Annotated in this window: 18 protein-coding genes and 1 pseudogene; 9 read left to right on the forward strand and 10 right to left on the reverse strand. The window is 71.1% G+C overall.

The features are described 5' to 3' along the window. Positions 1-60 precede the first annotated feature (60 nt). Positions 61-1,431, reverse strand: coding sequence for a hypothetical protein (locus M3Q23_10470; protein ID MDP9342494.1), 1,371 nt, complete (start codon positions 1,429-1,431; stop codon positions 61-63). 100 nt (positions 1,432-1,531) lie between these two features. Between M3Q23_10470 and M3Q23_10475 the strand changes: the two genes are divergently transcribed. Then, positions 1,532-3,148 (forward strand): polysaccharide deacetylase family protein, encoded by a 1,617-nt coding sequence (locus M3Q23_10475; GenBank protein MDP9342495.1) that lies wholly within the window; start codon positions 1,532-1,534, stop codon positions 3,146-3,148. 10 nt (positions 3,149-3,158) lie between these two features. Here M3Q23_10475 and M3Q23_10480 read toward each other — a convergent pair whose 3' ends face one another. Together M3Q23_10480 and M3Q23_10485 are read right to left on the reverse strand one after the other, a co-directional pair. After that, positions 3,159-4,619, reverse strand: coding sequence for a sulfatase (locus M3Q23_10480; protein MDP9342496.1), 1,461 nt, complete (start codon positions 4,617-4,619; stop codon positions 3,159-3,161). An 11-nt stretch (positions 4,620-4,630) separates the two neighbouring features. After that, positions 4,631-7,078, reverse strand: coding sequence for a serine/threonine protein kinase (locus M3Q23_10485; GenBank protein MDP9342497.1), 2,448 nt, complete (start codon positions 7,076-7,078; stop codon positions 4,631-4,633). Between the two features lie 156 nt (positions 7,079-7,234). On the opposite strand from M3Q23_10485, the gene M3Q23_10490 reads away from it, so the two are divergent. Beyond that, positions 7,235-8,467: a Glu/Leu/Phe/Val dehydrogenase gene (locus tag M3Q23_10490; protein MDP9342498.1), complete on the forward strand. Its 1,233-nt coding sequence runs from the start codon at positions 7,235-7,237 to the stop codon at positions 8,465-8,467. A 37-nt stretch (positions 8,468-8,504) separates the two neighbouring features. Here the strand turns inward: M3Q23_10490 and M3Q23_10495 are convergent, their stop codons facing one another. Both M3Q23_10495 and M3Q23_10500 read right to left on the reverse strand, forming a co-directional pair. After that, positions 8,505-9,134, reverse strand: coding sequence for a hypothetical protein (locus tag M3Q23_10495; GenBank protein MDP9342499.1), 630 nt, complete (start codon positions 9,132-9,134; stop codon positions 8,505-8,507). A 23-nt stretch (positions 9,135-9,157) separates the two neighbouring features. Continuing rightward, positions 9,158-9,724: a hypothetical protein gene (locus M3Q23_10500; protein MDP9342500.1), complete on the reverse strand. Its 567-nt coding sequence runs from the start codon at positions 9,722-9,724 to the stop codon at positions 9,158-9,160. Positions 9,725-9,820: 96 nt separating this feature from the next. On the opposite strand from M3Q23_10500, the gene M3Q23_10505 reads away from it, so the two are divergent. Then, a complete protein-coding gene (locus M3Q23_10505; GenBank protein MDP9342501.1) occupies positions 9,821-10,471 on the forward strand; it encodes a DedA family protein in 651 nt (216 codons plus the stop codon). Here the strand turns inward: M3Q23_10505 and M3Q23_10510 are convergent. From M3Q23_10510 to M3Q23_10520, 3 genes are read right to left on the reverse strand one after another with little or no spacing between them, the layout of a single operon-like run. Then, positions 10,457-12,166 carry a S53 family peptidase gene (locus tag M3Q23_10510; GenBank protein MDP9342502.1) on the reverse strand — a complete coding sequence of 570 codons (1,710 nt, stop codon included), beginning with the start codon at positions 12,164-12,166 and terminating at the stop codon, positions 10,457-10,459. The two genes, M3Q23_10505 and M3Q23_10510, sit on opposite strands and share 15 nt — an antisense overlap. Next, positions 12,163-12,891 carry a hypothetical protein gene (locus M3Q23_10515; protein ID MDP9342503.1) on the reverse strand — a complete coding sequence of 243 codons (729 nt, stop codon included), beginning with the start codon at positions 12,889-12,891 and terminating at the stop codon, positions 12,163-12,165. The genes M3Q23_10510 and M3Q23_10515 overlap by 4 nt, the downstream gene beginning before the upstream one ends. Further along, a complete protein-coding gene (locus M3Q23_10520) occupies positions 12,888-14,039 on the reverse strand; it encodes a hypothetical protein (GenBank protein MDP9342504.1) in 1,152 nt (383 codons plus the stop codon). The genes M3Q23_10515 and M3Q23_10520 overlap by 4 nt, the downstream gene beginning before the upstream one ends. A 110-nt stretch (positions 14,040-14,149) precedes the next feature. On the opposite strand from M3Q23_10520, the pseudogene M3Q23_10525 reads away from it, so the two are divergent. Continuing rightward, positions 14,150-14,959 (forward strand): annotated as a pseudogene (locus M3Q23_10525) (serine/threonine protein kinase). 989 nt (positions 14,960-15,948) lie between these two features. Here the strand turns inward: M3Q23_10525 and M3Q23_10530 are convergent. Continuing rightward, a complete protein-coding gene (locus M3Q23_10530) occupies positions 15,949-16,422 on the reverse strand; it encodes a hypothetical protein (protein ID MDP9342505.1) in 474 nt (157 codons plus the stop codon). 5 nt (positions 16,423-16,427) lie between these two features. After that, a complete protein-coding gene (glgA, locus tag M3Q23_10535) occupies positions 16,428-17,681 on the reverse strand; it encodes a glycogen synthase (protein MDP9342506.1) in 1,254 nt (417 codons plus the stop codon). 155 nt (positions 17,682-17,836) lie between these two features. Between glgA and M3Q23_10540 the strand changes: the two genes are divergently transcribed. From M3Q23_10540 to M3Q23_10560, 5 genes are all read left to right on the forward strand, one after another. Then, entirely contained in the window at positions 17,837-18,046 is a 210-nt protein-coding gene (locus M3Q23_10540) for a hypothetical protein (protein MDP9342507.1), read from the forward strand. Between the two features lie 54 nt (positions 18,047-18,100). Continuing rightward, the gene (locus tag M3Q23_10545; protein MDP9342508.1) at positions 18,101-18,754 is read left to right on the forward strand and encodes a hypothetical protein; all 654 of its coding nucleotides are present in this window, start codon (positions 18,101-18,103) and stop codon (positions 18,752-18,754) included. Next, positions 18,751-21,129 carry an MMPL family transporter gene (locus tag M3Q23_10550; GenBank protein MDP9342509.1) on the forward strand — a complete coding sequence of 793 codons (2,379 nt, stop codon included), beginning with the start codon at positions 18,751-18,753 and terminating at the stop codon, positions 21,127-21,129. Before M3Q23_10545 ends, M3Q23_10550 begins: the two co-directional genes overlap by 4 nt. Positions 21,130-21,161: 32 nt before the next feature. Further along, entirely contained in the window at positions 21,162-21,599 is a 438-nt protein-coding gene (locus tag M3Q23_10555; protein ID MDP9342510.1) for a hypothetical protein, read from the forward strand. Positions 21,600-21,698: 99 nt separating this feature from the next. Then, positions 21,699-24,302: a glucosidase gene (locus M3Q23_10560; GenBank protein ID MDP9342511.1), complete on the forward strand. Its 2,604-nt coding sequence runs from the start codon at positions 21,699-21,701 to the stop codon at positions 24,300-24,302. Position 24,303 lies beyond the last annotated feature (1 nt).

Here is a 24,303-nt window from a genome sequence, read left to right on the forward strand (position 1 = left end):
GCATGACCCTGATCGCATGCGCCCTGCTTCGGTGGCGCAGAGGCAGGCAATCCGAGGCGGCTAGTCGGGCGCGCCGACCGGCGCCGTCCAGTCCGGTAAGGCCTGCCCGCCCTCGCAGTCCTGCCGCAGGGGCAGCGGGTCCGGCGCCAAGGGCTGCTGGCCGAAGTCGAAGTCGTACGACAGGTTCGTCGCCGCCCGGTCGCGCGCGGTGAGCTGCCCGAGGCCCCAGTCGTCTTCGATGAATCGAAGGATCGAGGAGAACTCGCCCTCCTGGTGGTCGATCCAGCCGGGCTTTGCGTAGGGCGAGATCACCAGGAGCGGCACGCGGAAGCCGAAACCGAACTCGTCGACGCTGCGCGGCGCCACGTGGTCGTAGAACCCTCCCCAGTCGTCCCACGTGATGAAGATCGCGGTGTCCTTCCACATGGGGCTCTGCATGATGGCGTCGACCACCCGCGTGGTCCAGTTCTCGCCGGCGCAGAAGTTGTACTCGGGATGCTCGGACAGGGCGAACTCCGGAGTGATCCACGTGACCGGAGGCAGCCGGTTCGCGTCGATGTCCTGGACCACCTGGTCCACCCCGAACACGTGCTGCTTCCACTCGGTCGGGTCGTTCCGGATGTGGCCGATCGCCGCGTAGGCCGACCAGATGTAGCCGGAGTGCGGCGCGTCGGCCCACGGCGTGGGCGGCGCGGCGTAGTACGCCCACGGGATCCCGGCCTTCTGGAGCAGGTCGCCTTCCGTCTGGAAGTCGAAGCACGGCGACACCTTGTGGACCTTGCCCTCCGTGTCCACCACGTCGACCAGCTCGCTCTTCGGCGCGTCGCACCCCCAGGTCTTGTAGTCGCCTCGATCGGTCGATGCGGGGGCCTCGGGATTGTCGTGCGTGCCACCGGACTGCGCGGCGATGGTGAACAGGTGGTTCGGGAACGACGGGCCGTTCACCGAGGCGAAGAAGGCGTCGCCGAGCACGAAGCGCTTGGCCCAGTGCCAGTAGTTCGGGAGCTGGGACGGGCCCACCATCTGGGTGAAGGCGTACTGGTCCGCGGCCGGGCTCTGGTTGAACCCGTCCATCTTGCCGCCGTCGTAGGCCTTCAGCGCGGCGGCGTAGTCGTGCGGGAGGTCGTGCGGGAGGCGCTGGTCATACCCGGGGGTCAACGGGCGCATGGTGCCGTGGTCGTCGGCCATCCGCGTGCCGTTCGCGCCCGGGAACCGGCCGAAGAGGTTATCGAAGCTCCGGTTCTCCTTGACGATGAACACCACGTGCTTGATCGGCCACTTCGTGGGGAACGTGGTGGCGTCCACGGGAGACGGCTCCGGCCTCGAGGATGACGATGTCGGGCCGGTGGTGACGGTGTCCGCGCCGCCGGTGCAGGCCGGCACCACCAGCGCCATTGTGGCGAGCAGGGCGAGGAATGTGATTGGGCGCAAGGTTGAACGGCTCATGGCTCTCCGGGGCCGCGGCAGTCTACCCGGCGGCCACCGAAAAGGCCTTGCCAATCAAGGGGGCCATCGCGCATCATCCGCGCTCGTGCGCCCGCTCCTGGTCTCCCTGGCCGTCGCCCTGGCCCTGGTCGCGCTGCCCACGCGTTCCCTGGCCGACGCCTTCTCGGTCCAGCTGACCAGTCCGCCTGCCGGAGCAACCGTGTTCGGGACGGAGGAGGTCGACGCCACCACACAGGGAACGGTCACCTCGGTGTCGTTCGACTGGTCCAGCGACGGCGGGGCCACGTGGCAGCCCATCGGCACCGACAGCGTGGCGGACGACGACCAGTGGAGCGCGACGTGGGACACGGGCTCCTTCAGCGGCCCGGCCGAGCTGCGGGCCATCGCCTCTGACGGCTCCACCACCAGCGCCCCGAGCACCGAGTCCGTGACGGTCGACAACACCACCGTGTTCGTCACGCTCTCGTCGGCTCCGCCCGTGTTCAGCCCGAACGGTGACGGGCACCTGGACGTGGCGAAGGTCACCGTGATGGTCTCCAAGCCGGTCATCCTCGATGTGTCGGTGACCACCCTCGACGGCACCCTCGTGAAGGCGCTCGTCTCGGGCAGGCAGGTTCAGGCGGGCGCCGCCCACCTGACATGGCGGGGACGGCACCTCGTCGACGGCCACTGGAGACCGGTGGCCGACGGCCCGTACACCGTCGCCGCTTTGGCCACGGACGACGTCGGCACTCAGGGCACGGCAAGAACCACCGTCGATGTCGATACCACGCCGCCCACGTTCGCCTGGGGTGGCATCTCCCCGGAACCGCTCCGCCGCGATGGCCGCCTGCGCTACTCCTTTCGCGCCGCCGATCTCGACGCTCCCCTGAAGGTCACGCTCTCCGTGTGGGACCTGACCGGCCGGGTGGCCGAGAAGACCGGATACAACCTGAAGTCGGGTCCCTGGAAGCTGTCCTGGAGGCCGGCCTACTCGGACGGATCTGCGCTCATCCCCGGCCTGTACCAGGGACAGGTCACCATCACCGACCAAGCGCACAACACGACCGTGTCGCCCTTCGAGCCGTTCCGGGTCCTCAGGCCGGTGACCACCACCGTGTTCCACGACCTCACCGGAGTCGGGAACCGCGTGGCGCTGACCTTCGACGACTGCAACTTCGGCGACGCATGGACCAGCATCCTGAACACGCTGGACTCGTTCCGGGTGAAGGGAACGTTCTTCTGCATCGGGGCGAACGTGGAACGCTACCCGTCCCAGGCCCGGCGGACCGTGGCCGACGGCATGACCATCGGCAGCCACACCCGCGACCACCCGGACCTCACCCGGCTGCCCTACGCGGCCGTGCGGGCCGAGGTCCTGTTCGACCAGAACACCTGGTGGAAGGTGGCGCACGCCACGCCGGCACCGTACTTCCGGCCGCCGTACGGCTCGTTCGACCCAACGGTCCTGCGGGCCGCCGGGAGCGCCGGGTACCTGCGCACGATGATCTGGGACGTCGACCCGCAGGACTGGGCCGATCCGGGCGTGCCGGTGATCGCGGACCGAGTCCTGTCTCACGCGCACGCCGGGATGATCGTTGTCATGCACGTGAAGCCGCAGACTGCCGCGGCACTGCCGTCGATCCTCCGGGGCCTGGCGTCGCGAGGTCTGCGCCAGGTGAGCCTGACCGAGATGTTCCAGGCCGCCGGCTACCACGCCTGACGGTCCGGGTTCAGGGGCAGGGATCGCTGCCGGAGGTTCCCTCGCACCGCAGGTCGACTCGAAGCTCCCTCGACAGCGCAGAGACGTTCGGATCGTCCGACGGCGTGGCGTCGCCGAACAGGTTGTTCAGCTGGAACGGGTCGGCGGAGAGGTCGTAGTACTCGCGGAAGATGATGCGGCCGCTCGGGTCGTAGTACTCGATGTACTGGCGCGAGGGCGTGCGGATGGACGCCCACGCCGGGATCACCGGATAGATCGGATCGAGGAAGTACTCGAAGAACATCCCCTTCCGGGCCTTCCCCGACAGCAGGGACCGCCCGTCCATGGGAACCGACGCCGGAGCGCTGAGCCCGGCGGCGTCCATGATCGTGGGGGCGATGTCGACGTTCGCCACGAACCTCGGGTCGAGGACGCCCGATCGCACGTGCCCCGGCCACCGCACCAGGAACGGCACGTGGATGGACTGCGTGTAGGGCAGCCGCTTCCCCGTGATCTTGGTCAGCGACGTCTCCTGCTCGCCGCGGTCGCCGGCCACCTGGTGCTCGCCCCACAGGAACCCGTTGTCCGACAGGAAGAAGGCCAGCGTGTTTCGGTCCTCGCCCAGCTGGCGGAGGACCCGGAAGATCCGCCCCACCATGTCGTCCACCGACATCTGGGTCCGGAGCTGGTCGGCGCGGTTCTGGGCGATCCTGGCCGGGGTCAGCTTGACGGCGTCCTGGACCCACGGCGGCTTGTCGGAGATGTCGGCCTCCAGCATGGCGGGATTGCGCACGAACGGAGGGACCGGTGCGCTGGCGTACTTCGGCTCGGGGATCCAGGGGTCGTGCGGCGCGGAGCTCGCCACGTACAGGAACCAGGGCTGCTGGTCCTTCGACTCCGACTGGCGGAGGAACCGCACGGCGTGGTCGGAGATGAACGACGTGGAGTATTCGGGGACCGTGGCCTGCTTGCCCTGGAGGTTCCACAGCGTGTTCGTGTAGCCGTTGTTGAAGATGTCGAAGCTGTTCCAGTGCGGCGGGTTCTGGTCGAGCGGCCAGGTGTTCAGGAACTTCCCCACGATCCCGGTGCGGTAGCCGGCGTCCTGGAGGTAGCGCTCGACGGTGGTGTCCTGGTCGAGCTTCAGGGCGTCCCCGTTGCCGAGCACGCCGTTGTTGTGGTCGTAGCGCCCGGTCAGGATGGTGGCCCGCGACGGGCAGCACAGCGGCGTGGTGACGAAGCCGTTCAGGTACGTCGTCCCCCCGCCGCCGAAGATTCGGCGGGTCTTCGGCATGACGTCGAGGGTCCCGGCTCGCTGGTCGTCGGTCAGGACGACGAGGATGTTGGGCGGCTTGGATTGGCCGACGGGCGTCGCCGTGGGACCGCTGGGTGACGCTCCACCGTCGCCGCCGCGGTGAGACGGCGGCGGATTCGTGATCGCGATGCCCTTCGTGCACGCGGCGGTGAGAGCGACCAGCCCGAGGATCGCCGCCACGCGGCGACATCTCACGCCGGCGACCCCACCCACACGCCCGCGTCCTCGTCTCTGCCGCCCACTCCCTCCTGGCGGATGCGCCCCACCGCGACGAGGTCCCGCCCGAACGACGCGATCCCCTTGATCTGCTGCGTGCCGGACCCACCGAGCTGCGCGATGTCCTTGCGGACCCAGGTTCGGCCGTCCGACGACGTCCACACCACCGCATCCGTCGTGGAGAGGTCGAAGCCCGCCGCCACCAGGCCCGAAGCGGTCGAGACGATGCCGATCGCCTCCTGGTCGCCCGGGCCGCCGAACACCGCCGGATCGTTCACCCGCTGCCACGTGGTGCCATTCGAAGAGGTCCACACCGCGGCGTCCTCGTCGCCGTTCTCGTTGGTGGAGCCCACCGCCACCAGGCCGGGACCGCCCTGCTCGACCGTGATCATGATCTGGTCACCGGGTCCGCCCAGCGCGTTGCTCCGCACGCGGGTCCACGACGTCCCGTCCGGTGACCTCCACACGGCGGCATCCGTCCCGTTCCCGCCGGAAGCGAACCCGACCGCGACGAGCCCGCCCTGGAACGGCACGGCGCTTCGCATCTCCTGGTCACCGGCCCCGCCGAACGCCGTCGAGCGCTCGATCGACCAGGTCTGGCCGTCGAACAGCCACACCGCGGCGTCGAGGTCGCCCCCCGACCCGTCCGAGCCCACGGCCACCAGTCCCGGCGGAGCCACCACGACCCGGCGCATGGCCTGATCGCCGGAGCCGCCGAAGACCTGGGAATGGAACTCGGTCCAGGTCGAGCCGTCCCTCGAGCTCCACACGGCCGCGTCGGTCCCGGTCGCGCTGTCGGTGCTCCCCACGGCCACGTACCCGGGGCCGCCCGGGGCCACGGCCGCGATGCCCTGGTTCCCCGGCTCGCTGGGGACCGAGCCCTGGGACCACGTCCGCCCGTTCACGGAGGTCCACACCGCCGCATCGAGGTTGTCGGCCGGCCCGTCGTAGCCCACCGCCAGCACCCCGGCGTCGGTGGCCAGGACCCGGTTCATGGTCTGGTTGCCGCTGCCACCGAAGGCGGACGAATCGATCCGCTGCCAGTCCCGCACCACGGGTGGCGGGGGCGTGGGGGGAGTGGGAGAGCCGTGGCCGGACCGCGAAGGGGTCGGGGACGGCGGCGAGGTCGCGGGGTGCGACGTGGCGGGCCCAGACGTGGGTGACCCGGACGTGCTCGTGTTGGAGGTCGACTTGCCCTTTCCCAGGAAGATCACGGCGCCGGCCACGACCGCCGCCAGGACCACGATCACCGCCGCGATGAGCCCGGCTCGGGGGCCCCGCCTGCCCGGTGGTGGCTGCCGGACCTGGGGCTCGGCCACCGTACCGGCCAGCACTGCCCGCGTAGGTGGCGCCGGCGGCGGGCCCGGGGGGCCGGCGGGGCCCGGCGTGGAAGGGCCGGGTGTGGAGGGGGCCGACGGGGCTGGAGGCGCCGATGGGGCCGAGGGGAAGGACGGGGCCGCAGGGATCGGCGTGGGCACCGTCGGCGCGGGCGCAGGTGGCGAGGCGGACGGCGACCCGGGCGCGGCGATGGTCGGCGCGACCGCCGACGGAGCCGCCGTGACCGTCGAGGCCGGGGCGAGACCCAGGGCCTCGCGAAGCGCGAGGGAGAGATCCGATGCCAGCGGGTACCGGTCCTCCCGGTCCTTGGCCATGCCCCGTTCGATCACCCGGTCCACCGCTTCCGGCAGCTCGGGACGCCGGATCCGCACGGACGGAGCCTTCTGGTTCATGTGGGAGAACATCAGCTCCATCGGCGAGTCCCCACCGAACGGCGGCCGTGCGGTCAGGGACTCGTACACGATGCAGCCCAGCGAGTAGATGTCGGTCCGCCCGTCCAGCGGGTCGCCCCGGATCTGCTCGGGGGCCATGTACGTGTAGGTCCCCACCAGCTGGCCGGTCTGCGTGAACTGCGTCGCGGCGCCCATCCGCTTGGTGATGCCGAAGTCGGTCAGGAACGCCCGGACGGTCCGGGCCTCGCCGGGCCGTGAGAGCAGGATGTTCGCGGGCTTCACGTCCCGGTGCACCAGGCCCAGTGCGTGCGCGGCGTCGAGCGCCCCGCCCACCTGGTCGATCACCGACGCCGCGAACGCCGGGTCGAGCGGCCCCTCCTCGCGGATGGTCTTGCCGAGGTTCGGGCCGTCCACGTAGCGCATCGAGATGTACAGCACCCCCTCGGCCTCCCCGGCGTCGTACACCGTGACCACGTTGGGATGGTCGAGCGACGCGGCGATCTGGGACTCCCGGATGAACCGGGCCCGGAAGGTCTCGTCCTGCGCCAGGTCCGGGATCAGGACCTTGAGCGCGACCCGCCGGCGCAGGCGGAGGTGCTCCGCCAGGTAGACGGCGCCCATGCCACCGCGGCCGATGAGGGTCTCGATGCGGTGTCCGGCAATCTCCGTCCCGACGGGAAGCTCCGAGGGCATGTTGGGGGCAGTTCTACCACCCCCTCCCGTTCCAGCGGGAGTCCCGGAGCCCACAACGGCCGCCGGGATGCACGCGCCCGACGCCGGAACGGCCGCTGAGATCCTCTCGGTCTGCGAGAACCAGCCGGCCGCAGGCGAAGAGGAAGGTGAGCCGAGGTGGGCGCGTTCGAGTCCGTCCGGGGCTTCTACCAGCGGGCTGCCGACCGGCTGAAGCTGGAGCCGTCGCTGCGCGAGATCCTGGCCCGGCCCCAGCAGGAGCTGTCGGTGCAGATCCGGGTTCCCCTGGACGACGGGACCATCGCCCTCTACCAGGGCTATCGCGTCCAGTACAACGGGGCCCGGGGACCGTACAAGGGGGGCATCCGGTTCCACCCCCGCGTGACGCTCGACGAGATCCGCTCGTTCGCCGCGTTGATGACGTGGAAGACGGCGCTGCTGGGCCTGCCGTTCGGTGGGGGCAAGGGCGGGGTCCGGGTCGATCCCAAGCTCATGTCCGAAACGGAGCTGGAGCGGCTGTCCCGGCGGTTCATGGACGCGGTGGGACTGCTGGTCGGCCCGACGCGTGACGTCATGGCCCCCGACGTGAACACCGACGCCCGCGTCATGGGGTGGATGTTCGACGAGTTCGCCCGGCGGGTCGGCCACTTCCCCGAGGTCATCACGGGCAAGCCGCTCGCGCTGGGGGGCTCGCTCGGCCGCGACGCCGCCACCGGCCGGGGCGCCCTGGTGTGCCTGAACCACATCGTGCACGCGCGCGGGCTGCGGCGAGAGGACGTGCGGCTGGCCATCCAGGGCTACGGCAACGCCGGATCGTGGCTGGCCAGACTGGCCGACGAGCTGGGGTACCGGGTGGTGGCCGTGTCCGACAGCAAGGGCGCCGTGACGAACCAGGGCGGGCTGGAGCCGCACATGGTGCAGGCCCACAAGCGCGAGACAGGGAGCGTTGTGGACTTCTACGGGGGCGAGACCATCGACGGCGACGACATGGTGGCCGCCGAGGCGGACGTGTTCGTGCCGGCTGCCCTCGAGGAGTCCATCCGGGCCGACAACGTGGACCGGGTCCACGCGAAGCTCGTGCTGGAGGTGGCCAACCACCCGGTGACGCCCGACGCCGACCGGACCCTGGCCGAGCGGGGGGTCACGGTGGTACCGGACATCCTCTCCTCGGCGGGCGGCGTGGTGGTCTCCTACCTGGAGTGGGCCCAGAACATGCAGCACGAGCAGTGGAGGGAGAAGCGGGTCAACGACCGCCTGGCCGAGATGATGCGCGACGCCACCGAGACGGTGCTGTTCCGGGCGGAGCGCGACGACATCAGCCTGCGCGACGCCGCCTACGAGATCTCGGTGGCCCGGGTGGCGGAGGCGGAGCAAGCCCGAGGCTACCTGTAGCGAGTGAGCGGGCCGGGGGGGCTGATCGGCCCAGCCGTCAGGACGTGGCCGAGAACGTGGCGGTCACGTCGACGGTGCCGCCGGGCGACGGCATCTTGTCGCACACCATGGTCCCCTCCACGTCGTCCGCCTTGGCGGTGGTCAGGTGGATGGTGCACTCGCCGCCGCTCGAGGTTCCGAAGAAGAACCCCTTCGACGTGATCACGACCGTGACGATCAGCGTGGACGCCGTCTTCTTGGTCCCCGTGAACGACGGACCCCCGATGCCGAACTCGTCGCCGCTCGGGCCGATGTAGATCAGCGCGATCCCGCCCGGCGGAGGGACGAACTCCCCGGGCCCCTGGAGCGACAGGTCGAACGTGCCGTGCACGCTGCCCGAGACCTGGAGGTGCGCCGTTCCATTGTTCAGCGTCCCGGTGTTCGAGGGGAGGCCGGACGGCAGCACGGTCGGGAACCCGGACGGCAGGGTCGTCGGGATGCCCGAGGGGAGCGTCGTCGGGATGCCGGACGGGAGCGACGGGAGGTTCGTGGGCAGCGCCGTGGGCAGGTTCGTCGGCAGGCCGCTCGTGCCGATGCCGAACGGGTTCCCGGACTTCTTCCCGCAGGCCGCGCCCACCAGGCCTGCCGCCAACACCACCACCAGGATGCGGAACCCGATCCCTCGCATGCCCCTCTCCCTTCGAAGCTCCGTCATTCTGACCCGCGCACGCTGTGGCACGCCAACTCCGGTGCGCAGCCGGTCGCGGTGAACGTCCCGGTGGCGTCGATGCGGGACGTCCCACCGACGCCGGCCGGAAGGTTCCGGCACGTGAACGACCCCCGGACGTCGCCGGGCGCGACGGAGGCCAGCGTCACCGTGCACTCGCCGTCCAGCGACGACGCCTCGACCACCTCGCCGCCCGCCGCCACGGTGAGGACGAGGATCTCCTGGTCCGAGGTGGGGGCGGCACCGGTGACCGGCGGCCCCTGGAAGTCCAGGCCGTCGGCGGACCCCCCGGTTCCCCAGGACAGCACCAGCTCCGCGGGCGGCGAGGGGTACAGCGACGACGGCGCCAGGGGCGCGACGAACGACGCCGTGACCGCCCCGCTCACCCGCACCGTGGCCTCGCCCCCGGTGAACCGAAGGGTCTGCACGGGTGGCGGCACCGTCGGAGGCGAGACCGGCGGCGGACCGGACGGACCGGCGCGGCACGCCGAGGCCCCCAGCAGCAACGTCACCGCGGCCGCGACGGCCACCCGATCCCACACCCCACCCACGGGCCCATCTTCACATCGCGACGTCCCCGCGGGTGGCTGACATGCTTGTCTGGTGAACCGAAGCCTCGACACCCCCGGCTGGACAACTCCAGACGGATGATCGCCGCCATCCTCCAGGACCTCGTGCGGTGGGTCGGGCCGGTGTTCGCGGTGGCCGGCTACCCCATCGTGGGCGGGGCGGTGCTGATGGAGCGGTCGGTGTTCATCGGCCTGATCGTGCCGGGCGACGTCATCCTGGCCCTGGGAGGCATCTACGCCGCTCGCGGCGACCTCTCCCTGCCCTGGGTGATCGTGATCGGGATCCTCGCCGCCGTGACCGGCGAGTCCATCGGCTTCTGGCTGGGGCGGCGGTACGGGCGCCGGCTGGTCCATCGCCTGCCCCTGGTCAACCGGCTGGAGGGAAGGCTCGACGCCGCCGAGGAGTACTTCCGCAAGCACGGCGGCAAGACCGTGGCCATCGGCCGGTACGCCACGGCCGCCGGCGCGTTCGTGCCGTTCGTGGCCGGCCTCAGCCGGATGCGCTACCGGCGCTTCCTGGCGTTCGACGTCCCGGCCATCGTGGTGTGGGCCGCCGGCATCGTGCTGCTCGGCTACTTCCTGGAAGGCGAGCTGGACCTGGTGGACCGGATCCTGTCGCGGTTCGGGTGGGTCATGCTGGGGCTGCTGGTGGGCATCGTGGGCGGACGGTTCGTGTACCGGCGGTGGCGCGAAAGGAAGGAGAACCGGCGGGCGTCAGCCTCCAAGTGAGGCGAGCATCGCCTTCGCCAGCGCGAACACGTCGGGGGAGCCCAGGCCCGTCGCGAAGTCCCACCCCGGACCGCACGACTCCAGGCGGTTGCCTCCGATGGTCACGTCGTGGAAGGCCGAAGGGGTTGAGGCGGCCAGCCGGTACAGCAGCGGATCCACGAACCCCAGGGCTCCCGCCCCCTGCTGCTGGGCGAACTGCTGGATCAGCAGCATCGAGGACGCCCAGAACGGCGTGGCGGCGCTGGTTCCCCCCACCACGCCCGCGACGGTCCGCTTCGTCTTCGGGTCCGGGAAGATCGTGAGGAACCCGGAATCCGGGTCGGCCGCCGCCGCGACGTCGGGCACCTGACGGTGGCCCCTCGGGTTCTGAGCGGCGTCGGCCACCCCCCGCTGGAACGACGGGAGCGGGTCGACCGGGTTCACCCCACCGCCCGTTCCCGAGCCGGACAGGATGTCCTCCCATCCCGTCTCCTCCAAGTAGGAGCCGTTCTGGCGGATGGACAGCAGCGTCCCACCCACCGAGACCACGTTGGGGCTGTCGCCGGGCCACAGCGGAACGGGACGCGTGTCGGTGAGATCGAAGCGCTGGCAGCCGAACGCGCCCGTGTCCCCCGAGGCCACGAACACCGTGATCCCAGCCGCCACCGCCGCCTGGAGCGCGCGCTCGCCGGCCAGGCGATCACCGGCCGAGAGCCACGGGGTCCCGTCCGCCAGCCGCGGCACATCGCACAGCCCCCAGCTCATCGAGACGATGTGGGCCCGCCCGTCCGCCACGATCCGGTTGATCACATCGGCGGTCCCCTGGGCGAACGAGTGCACCGACGTGAGCGGGGCCTCGTAGTCGAGGACCTGGGCCTGCGGCGCCATGCCCCGCACCACGTCGAGGTCCAGGTTGACCTCCTGGGAGCCCTGGCCGGTGGTCTCGGTGGAGCCGCCGTCCACCGGCACGTGCTCCGGCGGGCGCGGCGGGAGGCCCTCCCGGTCCGCGAACGCCCGGACGTCCTGGTCCCGGAACGAGGCGAACGACACGATGGCGATGGCCTGGCCCTGGCCCTGGATCCCGCGGTCGTGCAGGGGCGTGACGTCGTAGGCCCGGGCGGCATCGGTGGGCCGGAGGCCGCCCTCGGGGACGTCCGCGGAGGCGGGAACGGGCCCCGTGTTCAAACCGGCCACGGCCGCCACGAGGCCGCGCAGCGCCGCCGGGACCACGGGGGTGGAAAGCGGCGCGTGGAACCGACGCCCGCCCCGGCCCTGGAAGTCGCCGAGACGGACCCGCAGCAGGCGCTCGACGGCGCCCACCGGGCCCTCCACCCCCAGCGACGTCCGCTGGGGGAACAGGCCGGTGACCCGGAGGCCCTGGCCGGTGAGCTCGGCTTCCAGGCGTCCGATCTGCGCGCCGGACAGCCCGAACCGCCGCCCGAACGCGCGGGCGTCCAGGTAGCGGCCGTATGCGGGCGAGGACGGATCGGAGACCGAGCTCAGGAACCGGTCGAGGGCGGCCTGGTGGGGCAGCCGCAGGACCAGGGAGAACGACACCCGACCGGCGGGGTCGCTGGGGCCGACGTAGCGGCCGTAGGGCGAAGGCGTCCCGGCGACCAACCCGGAGCGACCGCCGGCTCCGCCCGAGCATGACGCCGCCAGGAGCACCGCCAGGGCCAGGGCCAGGACCGCTGCGACGACGGATCTCGCCCTCACGACGACGCCGCGATCTCGGAGGGGAACCGGAAGGTGTTCATCAGGCTGTCCACGACCTCGAACGCCTGCTTCTTGACGGCCTTGTCCGTCACCACCGAAACCACCACGTTCGCGGTTCCGTCGCCGGCCGCCATCACCACGGCTACCACGGCGCTGCTCGGCCCCTGCGGGGTGTCGGTGACGCCCGACAGGATCTGCCCCACCCCGCGCAGGTAGCCCACCGACGGCCCCAGGATGGCGTCTCTCGGGTCCGAGTCGGGGTTCAGCACCACCGTCTCGGCGCCAAGCTCGCCGATCCGCCGGTCCACCATCGCCCGCAGGGCATCGGCGGAGTGGTCGGTGGCAGCCTGCCCCTCCATGGTCACGATCACGGTGGCACGGGAGGAGTTCACCTGAAGCTCGAGGTCGGTGCCGCTCTGCCGGACCACGCTCCACAACTTCGGGCTGAACTCGACCCGGTACCCCAGGTCGGGGCTGGTGAACACCGTCCCCGCCACCAGGGGCGGCGTGTTCGAGGGAGGCCGGGGCGGCTTGCCGCAGGGCCCGTCGGGGCACGCCGGCCTGGGCGGCGCCGGAGCGACCGATACGATGGCCGACGCCGCCGCCCCCACCACGATCACCAGCACCAGCCCGAACACGCCCAGAAGCCATTGCCGTCGCATGCGGCTCCCGGCTCGCCCCCGGTGGAACGGGAACGGCGGCGCCTGCGGATGGATGACGCTCATCGCGACGGTCCGGGGTCTGGGGCGGCCGCCGGGCCGGCCGGGCCGGCCGGGCCGGGCCGCTTCGGCAGCGCGAGCAGCGAGATGCCGCAGTTGATGCAGAAGCTGTGGGCGGGAGTGGTGTGGCCGCAGTTCGCGCACACGATGTCCGGCCCCACCTCGATCTCCGCAGATTCCTCCAGCAGGCCCAGGTGCAGCACCATCCGCAGACACACCAGGGCCACCGCGTCGAGGACCAGGTACACGACGAGGGCGGCGAACTTCGGCAGGAGCAGCTGCCCCAGCGAACCGGCCACCACCAGGCCGGCGGCCGCCACCACCGCGATCTCGGGCCGGCCGACCACCCCGAGGGCCCGGCGGTCCCGGACGGGGGCGCGGAAGCGGAGCCAGAACGCCGCCGAGGCCGCGCCCACCGCGGCGGCCGCCAGCACCGGCGCGGCCACGGCCAGCTCCAGCAGCCGCACCACCCACGGCACGATCTGGTAGTTCGGGCGGACCCCCGACTGGGACAGGAACGCGAACGCCTGCGTGATGACCTGCGCGCCGGCCAGCGACACCGCCGACGCCGCGCCGAACGTGGCCCCGTCCAGCACATCGTTGAAGCGGCGGTAGGCCAGCAGCACGAGGGGTCCGGCCAGGGCCAGCGCCACACCGAGCAGCGGCAGGCCGACCCCCTGCGCCACCACGCGGGATCCGGTCGACTTCAGGAAGAACTCCGCCCCGGACGGCGCGGCGGCGCGGGCCAGGATCCCCAGCCACACTCCCGCGGCCGCCCCCCACACCATGGTGAAGGCGACCACGGTGAGCGGCTCGTCCTCGTACACGTCGACGTCGTACAGGTAGAGGACAGTGAGCAGCGGCACCAGCACGGCCGCCGCCACCAGCGCCAGCGGATACAGCTTCGCCACCGCCAGCCCCATCACCACGACCAGCCCGAACCCGAGCGCGGCACGGAAGGTCACCATGGAGGCCCTCGGCAGCTGCGGGAAGATCGAGGAGATCAGCGCGGGTCGCCGAACGGGCTCGTGGGGCGCCGCCGAGAACTCCCTCCTCGAACGCGCCGCCGTCCCGGCCTCGGCCGCCAGCGGCGAACCGCACCGGATGCAGAAGTTCCCCGCCGGGACGTCCTGCCCGCACGAGGGACAGGTCACGGCCCGCTCGATCTCTGGGTCGACTCTTGGGTCGACTTCCGGGTCGACTTCTGGCTCACCGGCACCATCCTGGAGGTCGCGTCGGTGCGGATGGTAGAACAGTGCGCCCCATGAGCTTCGATCTCGAAGTCGGTTCCCAGTTCTCCGAGTACCGGATCGAGTCGATCCTGGGCCGGGGCGGGATGAGCGTCGTCTACCTGGCGGAGCACCTTCCGCTGCAACGCAAGGTGGCGCTGAAGGTGCTCGCGCCGGAGCTCGCCGGCGACCAGGACTTCCGGACCCGCTTCGTGCGGGAGTCGCAGGTCGCCGCGTCCATCGACCATCCGAACATCATCCCGATCTACGCGGCCGGTGAGGTGGGCGGCGTCCTGTTCATCGCCATGCGGTATGTGGACGGCACCGACCTCAAGCAACTCATCGAACGCGAGGGACCGCTCGCTCCGGATCGCACGATCGCCCTGCTGGCCCAGGTGGCCAGCGCGCTGGACGCCGCGCACGCGCGCGGCCTGGTCCACCGCGACGTCAAGCCGGCGAACGTCCTCGTGGCGCCGGGAGCCGGGCCGCGAGGCACCGACCACTGCTACCTGAGCGACTTCGGCCTGACCAAGCAGGCCTTGTCCAAGACCGGGCTGACCCAGGCCGGTCACTTCGTGGGGACGCTCGACTACATCGCACCCGAGCAGATCCAGGGGAAGCCCTTGGACGGGCGGGCCGATGTGTATGCCCTGGGCTGCGTGCTCTACGAGTGCCTGGCGGGGAGGCGCCCGTTCCGGAAGGACTCCGACGTCGCGGTGATCTACGCGCACCTCCAGGAACCACCCCCCGCGGTGTCCCTGGCCCGGCCGGGCCTGCCCCCGGGGCTGGACCGGGTGGTCGCCACCGCCCTGGCCAAGGAACCGGCCGGCCGCTACTCGACCTGCACCGAGCTGGTCCAGGCCGCCGAGCGGGAGCTGCAGACCGGCGTGGGCGTTCGATCGCGGCCGGCCGGCGAGGTCGACCGGACTCGGCTCTCCCCGGACGCCACGGTGGAGCGGACCCGGGAGGGACCCCTCCCCACCGCCCCGGCCACGTGGCAGCCGCCACCCCCGCCCGTTCCGACGCCCTCCACCACGCCGGCACCGGATGGATTTCGACGGCCGAGTCGCACACCCGTGTGGATCGGTCTGGGCGTCGTAGTGGCCGTCGTGGCGGTAGTGGCCGCGCTCGTTCTCGGGTCGCACAAGGGGACAACGGCGACCACCGGCCCGGTCGGAACGGGGACGCCGACGCCGTCCTCGTCCCTGGTCACTCCCAGCGGGACCAACCTGCCCGACGCCCGGGACGTTCCGCTGGCGACGATCCTGCGTCCGGGGACGCTGGCCGACCGCGTCCTGTACGCCGACCTGAACGGCGATGGCATCAAGGAGATCATCCTGTCCTCGCACGCCAAGGCCCGCACGGCGATCGGGGGCCAGCAGCCGTTCCTGGACGTGTGGAGCTTCACCGGACAGGGTTTCCAGCGGGTGTTCGATGCCACGCTCCCGAAACCACCCGGGGTGACCGGGCCCGACCAGCTGATCTCCTCGAGCCAGGACGTGTCGTCGCAGCAGGTGTCCTGGCTCGACATCGTGGACTTCCAGAGCGATGGCACGCCCGAGCTCGTCACCGGCATCACCAGCTTCGGGGCCGGCGTCGGCCCCATGGACGTGTGGGTGATCTCGATGCGCGGGAGCGGGTTCCATGCCGACTTCGACGAGCAGACCACGCAGGGGGGAACGCTGACCCGCGACGGCGACACCGAGAAGCTGGAGACCCCCTTCTTCCGCCCCAACGACCCCCTGTGCTGCCCCACCAAGATCGAGCACCAAGTCATCGCCTTCAGCGCGGCCGATCAGAAGATCGAGGTCGTCAGCACCACCTTCACCAAACCCTAGGGCCCCGGCCCGCCCACAATGAAGCGGCCAGTGTGGGCGTCGATGACCACGCTCATGGTCTCGGGCAGGCAGGACGCACGGGGCGAGACGGGTTGGGTCCCCCCCGTCGGCCCCAGACCGCACGTCCCGCTGTACTCAATCGCGTAATAGAGATGGCGGCCCCGGCCCCAGTGCAACGGCGTCGCGTCTGCCCCACCGAGTACGACCCGAACGGTCTTCGACGGCGGGTGGAACTCGTACCAGCCTCGCTTCAGGGCCTGGTCGAAGGTCAAGATCCCGGACAGGTCCATCCCGTCGACCGACCGCAGCCCACCGTCCCGGTCGTCGCCGTGCAGGACGACGTTCGGAAGGCGCTTCGCCGTGCACGACAGGCCGAGCTCCGTGCAGGACCGTGCAGGAGCCACCGTCCCCCCGCCCGACGTGCAGGCCACCGCGAGGAGGAGCAGGACCGCGGTCGCTCGACGAACCATTCTCCTCAGGAGCCCCGCGTGGCCTCGGCGACCCGGAACGCCACGCGTTCCAGGGTGCGCTGGTAGAGCGTGAGGGTTCGTTCGGCGATGGCGGCCCAGGTGAAGCGCTCGAGGACGCGGTGCCTTGCGGCCTCGCCCATCTCGCGAGCCCGCACCGGGTCCGCCAGCACCCGGTTGACCAGCGCGGCGATGTCCTCGGCGAAGCGCTCCGGGTCCTTGGGCTCGCTGCTGGCGTCGTCCACCGGCTCGAACGGCACCAGGTAGCCGGTCACGCCGTCGTCGACGACCTCGGGGATGCCGCCGGTCCGCGTGGCCACCACCGGCGTCTCGCACGCCATGGCCTCGAGGTTGACGATGCCGAGTGGCTCGTAGATCGACGGGCACACGAACACGGTGGCGCGAGTGAACAGCTGCACCAGCTCATCCCGCGGAAGGGTCTTCTCGATCCACAGCAGCCGCTGGCGGGTTCGACCCACCCGCTCCACGGCCTCCGCCACCTCTCGGCCGATCTCCTCGGTGTCGGGCGCCCCGGCCACCAGCACCAATTGCGCCTTCTGATCGATCCAGTGGGCCGCCTGGAGCAGGTGCATGATCCCCTTCTGCCGGGTGTTGCGGCCCACGAACAGCACCAGCGGGACGTCGGGGTCCACTCCGTAGCGCTCGAGGGCCTCGGTGCCGAGATCCGGTGCGTACTCGTCCGGATCGATGCCGTTGTGGATGACCTCAACTCGCTCCGGCGGGATGGACGGATAGGTCCGCAGCACGTCGGCCCGCATGGCCTCGGACACCGCGACCACCGCGTCGGCGGCCTCAATCGCGGTGCGCTCGCAGAAGCTCGACAGCGCGTACCCGCCCACTCCCAGCTGCTGCATCTTCCACGGCCGCAGGGGCTCCAGGCTGTGCGCCGTCATGACGTGCGGAACGCCCAGGAGGAGCTTGGCCAGGTGGCCGGCGAAGTTCGTGTACCAGGTGTGGCTGTGGACGAGGTCGAACCCCTCCAGGCCCGCAGCCATGACCAGGTCCACCGACATGGTGGCGAGGGCCGAGCGGTACTCCTCCGGCCCCGCCACGCCGTCCCAGGGCTGGTAGGTCCACACCACCGGCTTGCCCGGGCCGCCCCCTTCATCTCGCTGGGCGCCGAAGCATCGGACCTGGACGTCGATCAGGTGGGCCAGCTCGCGGGACAGGTGGTCGACGTGCACGCCCGCCCCCCCGTACACCTCCGGCGGGTACTCCCGGCTCAGCACGGCCACCCTCATCTCGACGCGATTGTTCGACCGCCGGGCACGGGAAGCAAGCCGGAAGCAAGCCCGAAGCAAGCCGACCGCGTCATCCGGCAGGTGTCCCGGCCTGCTCGATCGGGTATCAGCCTGGAAGGCAAAGTGTGCCGGAACGACTGGAAGGAGGACCGGCCATGGCCGACGACGACTCGAAGGACCGCGCCACGGACGAAGAGGAGGAATCCTCCGACGCCGAAGAGGAAAAGGTCCGAGAGGCCGGGGAGGAAGGCGGCAGCGAGGAGCGCGTGGAGGCCGACTTCACCTCGAACGACCGGCAGAGCTCGGCCTTCGATCCGGACAAGGAGGGCGTTGCGCCACCCACAGGCACGCCCAAGCCCGCCTGATCCCGTGCCGCCCGTGCCGAATGTCGGCCGGGCCCTCTGGGTAGGAACCGACCCGTGAGCCTGGCGTATCCCTCCGCTCCGGCCGGGCGCCTCGTCCGGCTGATCGACGCTGCCCTCATCGCGTGGACAGTGGTCTGGGTCGTGGTCGGGGTCATGGTCGCTCGGGACGTCCGGGGGCTCACCCAGCTCTCGGACACGGTGGTGGCGGGCGGGCAAGTGCTTCGGGCCACCGGGAGCGAGCTCGGTGCCCTCTCGTCCATCCCGTTCGTTGGCGACCAGATCGGCTCCGTGGGGCACCAGGTCAACGATGCCGCCGATCAGGCCATCGCCAGCGGCCGGGACAGCGCCGGGCGAGTTCGGTCGCTCTCCGTGCTGCTCGGCTTCGCCATCGCCCTCATCCCCACGGTGCCGCTGATCGCGTTGTACACGCCGCTTCGGGTGGCCAGGGTCCGTGAGGTCCGGGCGGTTCGCCGGGCCATGGCCGAGGCGAGGGGCGATCCCGTCTTCGAGCAATTCCTGGCCCGCCGCGCCGCCGAACGGCTCCCCTACTACCGGCTCCGGCAGATCAGCCAGGACCCCTGGTACGACCTGGCCACCGGGCGCTACGAGCGCCTGGCCGCCGCCGAGCTGGAGAGGCTGGGCCTATCCAGGGCGTCACGCCGAATGAGAGCCAGATCCCGCGCATGGCCGGAGGGAGCCAGCGGGTGAACGGAGCCCTCGGGCGGCGTCGGGAGGAACCTCCCCGCCGCCCGGTCAAAGTGAGGCGCATCGCGCGCGGCTACGCCCGAGTGGTCGTCGCGCTGCGATTCCTGATCCTCCCTGCCTGGATCGCCGCGGCGGTGGCCGCGGTGACCTACCTACCCGCGTTCAACACGCAGGCGGCGAGCGGCCTGGGGGCCATCGTCCCGGAGCACTCCACCGCCGTGGCCACCGAGAAACGGTCGCTCCGCCAGTTCGACGTGCCCCTGCTGTCCCGAATCGCCGTGGTCCAGCGGAACCCGGAGGGCCTGCCGCCGCTCACCCAGCTGCGGGCGGTGGCCCGGGCGGTACAGGTCGACCTGGAGGGCGACCCCCGGGCTCCCGGCATCAAGGGCGCGCTGCCCCTGCTCAACACCCTCCGCCTGGTCCCGAGCTCGCGGGAGAGCTCCACCACGGCGATCACGTACCTGTTCGCCGACCCGAACCTCGGCCTGTACGGCCAGCAGGGGGCGGCTCGCCAGTTCGTGAACCAGGAGCTCGACCGCAAGGACGATGCGTTCGTGGGGCTCGCGGGGTCGATCCCGGCTCGCGTGCAGCAGGCCAACCTGATCAACCGTGCCCTCCCCTTCGTGGAACTGGCGACGGTGCTGTTCATCGCGTTCGTGGTGGGGTTCTACTTCCGCGCGGTGGGCGCGCCGCTCGTGGTGCTGGCGGCGGCCGCCCTCGGCTATCTCGTCGCGACGCACCTGCTGGCGTGGCTGGGGCAGCGCGCCGGGATCGCGGTACCGTCCGAGCTCGAGCCGCTCATCGTGGTGCTGCTGCTCGGCGTGGTCACCGACTACTCGATCTTCTTCCTGTCGGGCATGCGGTACCGGCTCACCGAGGTCCGCTCGGCGCCCGAGGCGGCCCGGGGAACGGTGGCCGAGTTCTCTCCCATCATCGTCACGGCCGGCCTGATCGTGTGCGCGGCCACCGCGGCGCTGCTGGTGGCCTCCCTGCGGTTCTTCCGGGCCCTGGGGCCGGGCCTGGCCATCACGGTGCTGGTGGCCCTGCTGGTGGCCATGACCTTCGTCCCGGCCGCGCTGGCCCTGTTCGGACGGTTGCTGTACTGGCCACGGATCCCCCCGAGGCCCCAGCCGGTCCCCGAGGCCGCGGGCAACGGCCAGGAGCGGGCCTCGGAGGTCGCACCGGGCGACGTGCACGAGGCACCCGAGTCGGCTCCCGCCCGGACCGCCCGGTCCTGGCGAGAGTGGGCCGCTCGGTTCGTCACGGCTCGTCCGGTGGCCTTCCTGGTGGCCGCCGCGGTGATCCTCGGCCTGCTCGCGGCGGCCAGCGAGGTCCGGCACATCCATCTGGAGATCAGCCTGTCCGAGGAGCTCCCGGCGAGCGCGCCGGCCAGCCTGGCGGCATCGGCGGCGGGGCACGGATTCGCCCCCGGGATCATCTCGCCGGCCGAGATCGTGGTCCAGGGAGACGGGATCGCGACCGACCTGGGCGCGCTGGCCACGCTTCAGGACCTGATCGACCGGCAGCCCGGCGTGGCCGGCGTCTACGGACCGGCCACGGTCCCGCTGCGCCCGGTGAGCTCGGTGTTCCTGTCCTCGGACGCCAACGCGGCCCGGTACGTGGCCGTGTTCGACAGCCCGCCCCTGGGGGTCCGGGGGATCGACACGCTGACGGCCCTCCAGAGCGCCATGCCTCGCCTGCTAGAACAGGCCGGGCTGCGCGACGCCACGGCCGGGTTCGCCGGCGACACCGCGCTGGCCAAGGAGACCATCGACCGGACGGTGGGCGACCTGGGGCGGATCGCCGTGGCCAGCCTGCTGGTGAACCTCATCCTGCTGATGATCTTCCTGCGGGCGTTCGTCGCTCCGCTGTACCTGCTCGCGGCCAGCGCCCTGGCCCTGGCGGCCGCGCTCGGGCTCACCACGTTCGTGTTTCAGGACGTCCTGGGGCGCGACGGGATCACGTACTACGTGCCCTTCGCGTCGGCGGTCCTCCTGGTGGCCCTGGGCTCCGACTACAACGTGTTCGTCGTCGGGCGGATCTGGGAGGAGGCCCGGGTCCGGCCGCTGCGGGCCGCCGTCCGCGTCGCCGTGCCCCGGGCCAGCCGCGCCATCGCCGTGGCCGGCGTGGCCATGGCCGGAAGCTTCGCCCTACTGGCCGTGATCCCCCTGGTCCCCTTCCGCGAGTTCGCCTTCACCATGGTCGTTGGCATCCTGCTGGACTCGTTCGTGGTCAGGTCGCTGCTGGTCCCCTCGCTGATCTCGCTGTTCGGCGGGGCGAGCTACTGGCCCAGACGGGTTCGGGCGGCCACGGAGCAGGATCCCGGGCAGGGCCCCCCGCAGGCCCTCGGCCCGGTCCCCAGAGAGGTCCCGGCGTGAGCGATCGCCGCCGGGGCGCTACCATGGCACCGATGAAGCGAACCAGCCCCCTCCTCACCCTGGCCCTGGCCGCCACGCTGGTCCTGGCCGGTTGCGGCAAGAGCCACAAGACGGTCACGCAGCTCTCGCCGTCCCAGCTGTTCCAGCAGGAGCAGCAACAGCTGTGCGGCGTGGAGTCGAAGGTCCTCGGCGTCGTGAACGACGTGGCCTCCGGGACCGTCAGCTCCCAGGCGGACGTCTCCACCAAGCTCACGGATCTGAAGTCGCAGCTCGACGACGCGTCGCATTCGTTCCAGAAGCACAGCTTCAACGACCTGGCGTCGAAGGTCGGCGACCTGTCGTCGGCGGTCGCCAAGCTCCAGACGGCCGTGACGGGATCCGACACCGCCGGGATCGTGGCCGCAGCGGCTGCCGCCGCGAGCGCGGTCGCGGCCTTGCCGGGCTGCCCGGGCGTCACCCCGAGCGCGTAGCGCCGCCGGTACGCCGACACCGCCCTCGCGACCGCTCCAGGCGTAACGTTTCGTCCTCGGGGAGGACTTGCTGGCATGCCTGATGCGAGGATCGACGACGTGACCGGCGAACGCGACGCCGAACGGGCCCGGCTGGCATCCGGGCGGCAGTGGAAGCGATGGGGGCCCTACCTCTCCGAGCGGGCCTGGGGGACCGTGCGGGAGGACTACAGCCCCGGTGGCACCGCCTGGGAGTACTTCCCCCACGACCACGCCCGGTCCCGGGTGTATCGCTGGAACGAGGACGGCCTGGGCGGGATCTGCGACGAGCCGCAGGACCTGTGCCTGGCGTTCGCGTTCTGGAACGGCCGCGACCCCCTCCTGAAGGAACGCATCTTCGGCCTCACCGGCAACGAGGGAAACCACGGGGAGGACGCCAAGGAGTACTGGTGGTACCTGGACTCCACGCCCACGCATTCGTGGATGCGGTGGCGCTACGTGTACCCGCAGGGCGAGTTCCCCTACGACCAGCTGGTCGAGGAGAACCGGCGGCGGGGGCGCGGCGACCCCGAGTTCGAGCTGCTGGACACCGGCGTCTTCGACCAGGACCGGTACTGGGACGTCACCGTCGACTACGCGAAGGCCGAGCGCGACGACATCTGTATCCGGGTCCGGGTGCGCAACGCCGGGCCGGACGAGGAGACCATCGACGTCCTCCCGACGCTGTGGTTCCGGAACACCTGGTCGTGGGGGCTGGACGACCACCGCCCCCGGCTGGAGGCCCGGGACGGCAAGATCCACACCGACGGCTACCGCTTCGGCGCCATGGCACTGGCCGGTTCGGGCCAGCCCGACCTGCTGTTCTGCGAGAACGAGTCGAACGCGGAGCGGCTGTGGGGGGTCCCGCCCCGCACGCCGTACCCGAAGGATGGGATCAACGACCACATCGTGCACGGCGCGGCCACGGTGAACCCCGACCGGAACGGCTCGAAGGCCGCGCTTCGGTACCACCTCACGGTGGCGCCCGGGGAGACCGCCGAGATCCGGCTGCGCCTCGCCGAGGGCAAGGGCGACCGCGACCTCGGCCGGGGCTGGGAGCAGCCGCTGGCCGACCGCGAACGGGAAGCCGACGAGTTCTACGCCTCGATCACCCCGACCACCGCGACGGCCGAGGAGGCCATGGTCCTGCGCCAGGCCCTGGCCGGGATGCTGTGGTCGAAGCAGCTGTACCACTACGACGTGGAGCGGTGGCTGGACGGCGACCCGGCCGGGCCGACACCTCCGGAGAGCCGGCTGAACGGTCGCAACTCCTCGTGGCGCCACCTCGACAACCACGACGTCATCTCCATGCCGGACAAGTGGGAGTACCCGTGGTACGCGGCGTGGGACCTGGCCTTCCACTGCGTCGCGCTCGCCCATGTGGACCCGCAGTTCGCCAAGGACCAGCTCGTGCTGCTGTGCCGCGAGTGGTACATGCACCCGAACGGCCAGCTCCCCGCCTACGAGTGGGCCTTCGGCGACGTGAACCCGCCGGTGCACGCGTGGGCGGCGCTGCGGGTGTTCGAGATCGACGGCTCGATGGACTTCGACTTCCTGGAGCGGATCATCCACAAGCTGATGCTCAACTTCACGTGGTGGGTGAACCGCAAGGACGCCGAGGGCAACAACGTGTTCGAGGGCGGGTTCCTGGGCCTGGACAACATCGGCCCCATCGACCGCTCGGCCACGCTCCCGGTGGAGGGGCATCTGGAGCAGTCCGACGGCACGGCCTGGATGGCCATGTACTGCCTGAACCTGTGGGAGATGTCGCTGATCCTGGCCGAGCACGACGCCACCTACGAGGACCTGGCCATCAAGTTCTTCGAGCACTTCGCCTACATCGGCCAGGCCATGTACGACCAGGGGCTGTGGGACGAGGAGGACGGCTTCTACTACGACATACTGCACCTGGTGGGCGAGGAGCACGTGCCGCTGCGGGTCCGTTCCATGGTCGGGCTGATCCCGTTGGTGGCCGCGTCGACGCTGGGCATGGACACGCTGAATCGCCTCCCCGGGTTCAAGGACCGGTATTTCTGGTTCCTGAGGAACAAGCCCAGGTACCACGACGTGGTGGGGCACGAGTTCACCCGGGACGGCCACGAGGGATGGCTGCTCTCGATCGTCGACCCCGAGCGGCTCCAGCGGATCCTGGCCACGATGCTCTCGGAGGACGAGTTCCTCTCGCCGTATGGCCTGCGGTCGGTGTCGCGGTACCACCGCGACCACCCGTTCGAGATCCAGCTCGCGGGCATGACCGCCCGGGTGGACTACGAGCCGGGCGAGTCCACCTCCGGGTTGTTCGGAGGGAACTCGAACTGGCGGGGTCCGGTTTGGTTCCCCGTGAACTACCTGGTGGTCGAGGCCATCCGGCGCTTCTACCGGTTCCTGGGCGACTCCGTCGTCGTGGAGCACCCCACCGGGTCGGGCACCAAGGCCACGCTGCTAGACGTGGCGAACGACCTGTCCCGCCGGCTCGTGTCGCTGTTCCTGGACGACCCTTCCGGGCGGCGGCCGGCGTTCGGCTCCGCCGAGAAGTTCCAGGCCGACCCTGCCTGGCACGACGCGCTGCTGTTCAACGAGTATTTCCACGGGGACACCGGCGCCGGGCTGGGCGCCTCGCACCAGACCGGCTGGACCGGGCTGGTGGCGGACCTGATCATTCGCTCCGCTTCAGAGGAGGAGTAGT

The sequence above is a fragment of the Actinomycetota bacterium genome (assembly GCA_030774015.1).
GTDB lineage: Bacteria > Actinomycetota > UBA4738 > UBA4738 > JACQTL01 > JALYLZ01.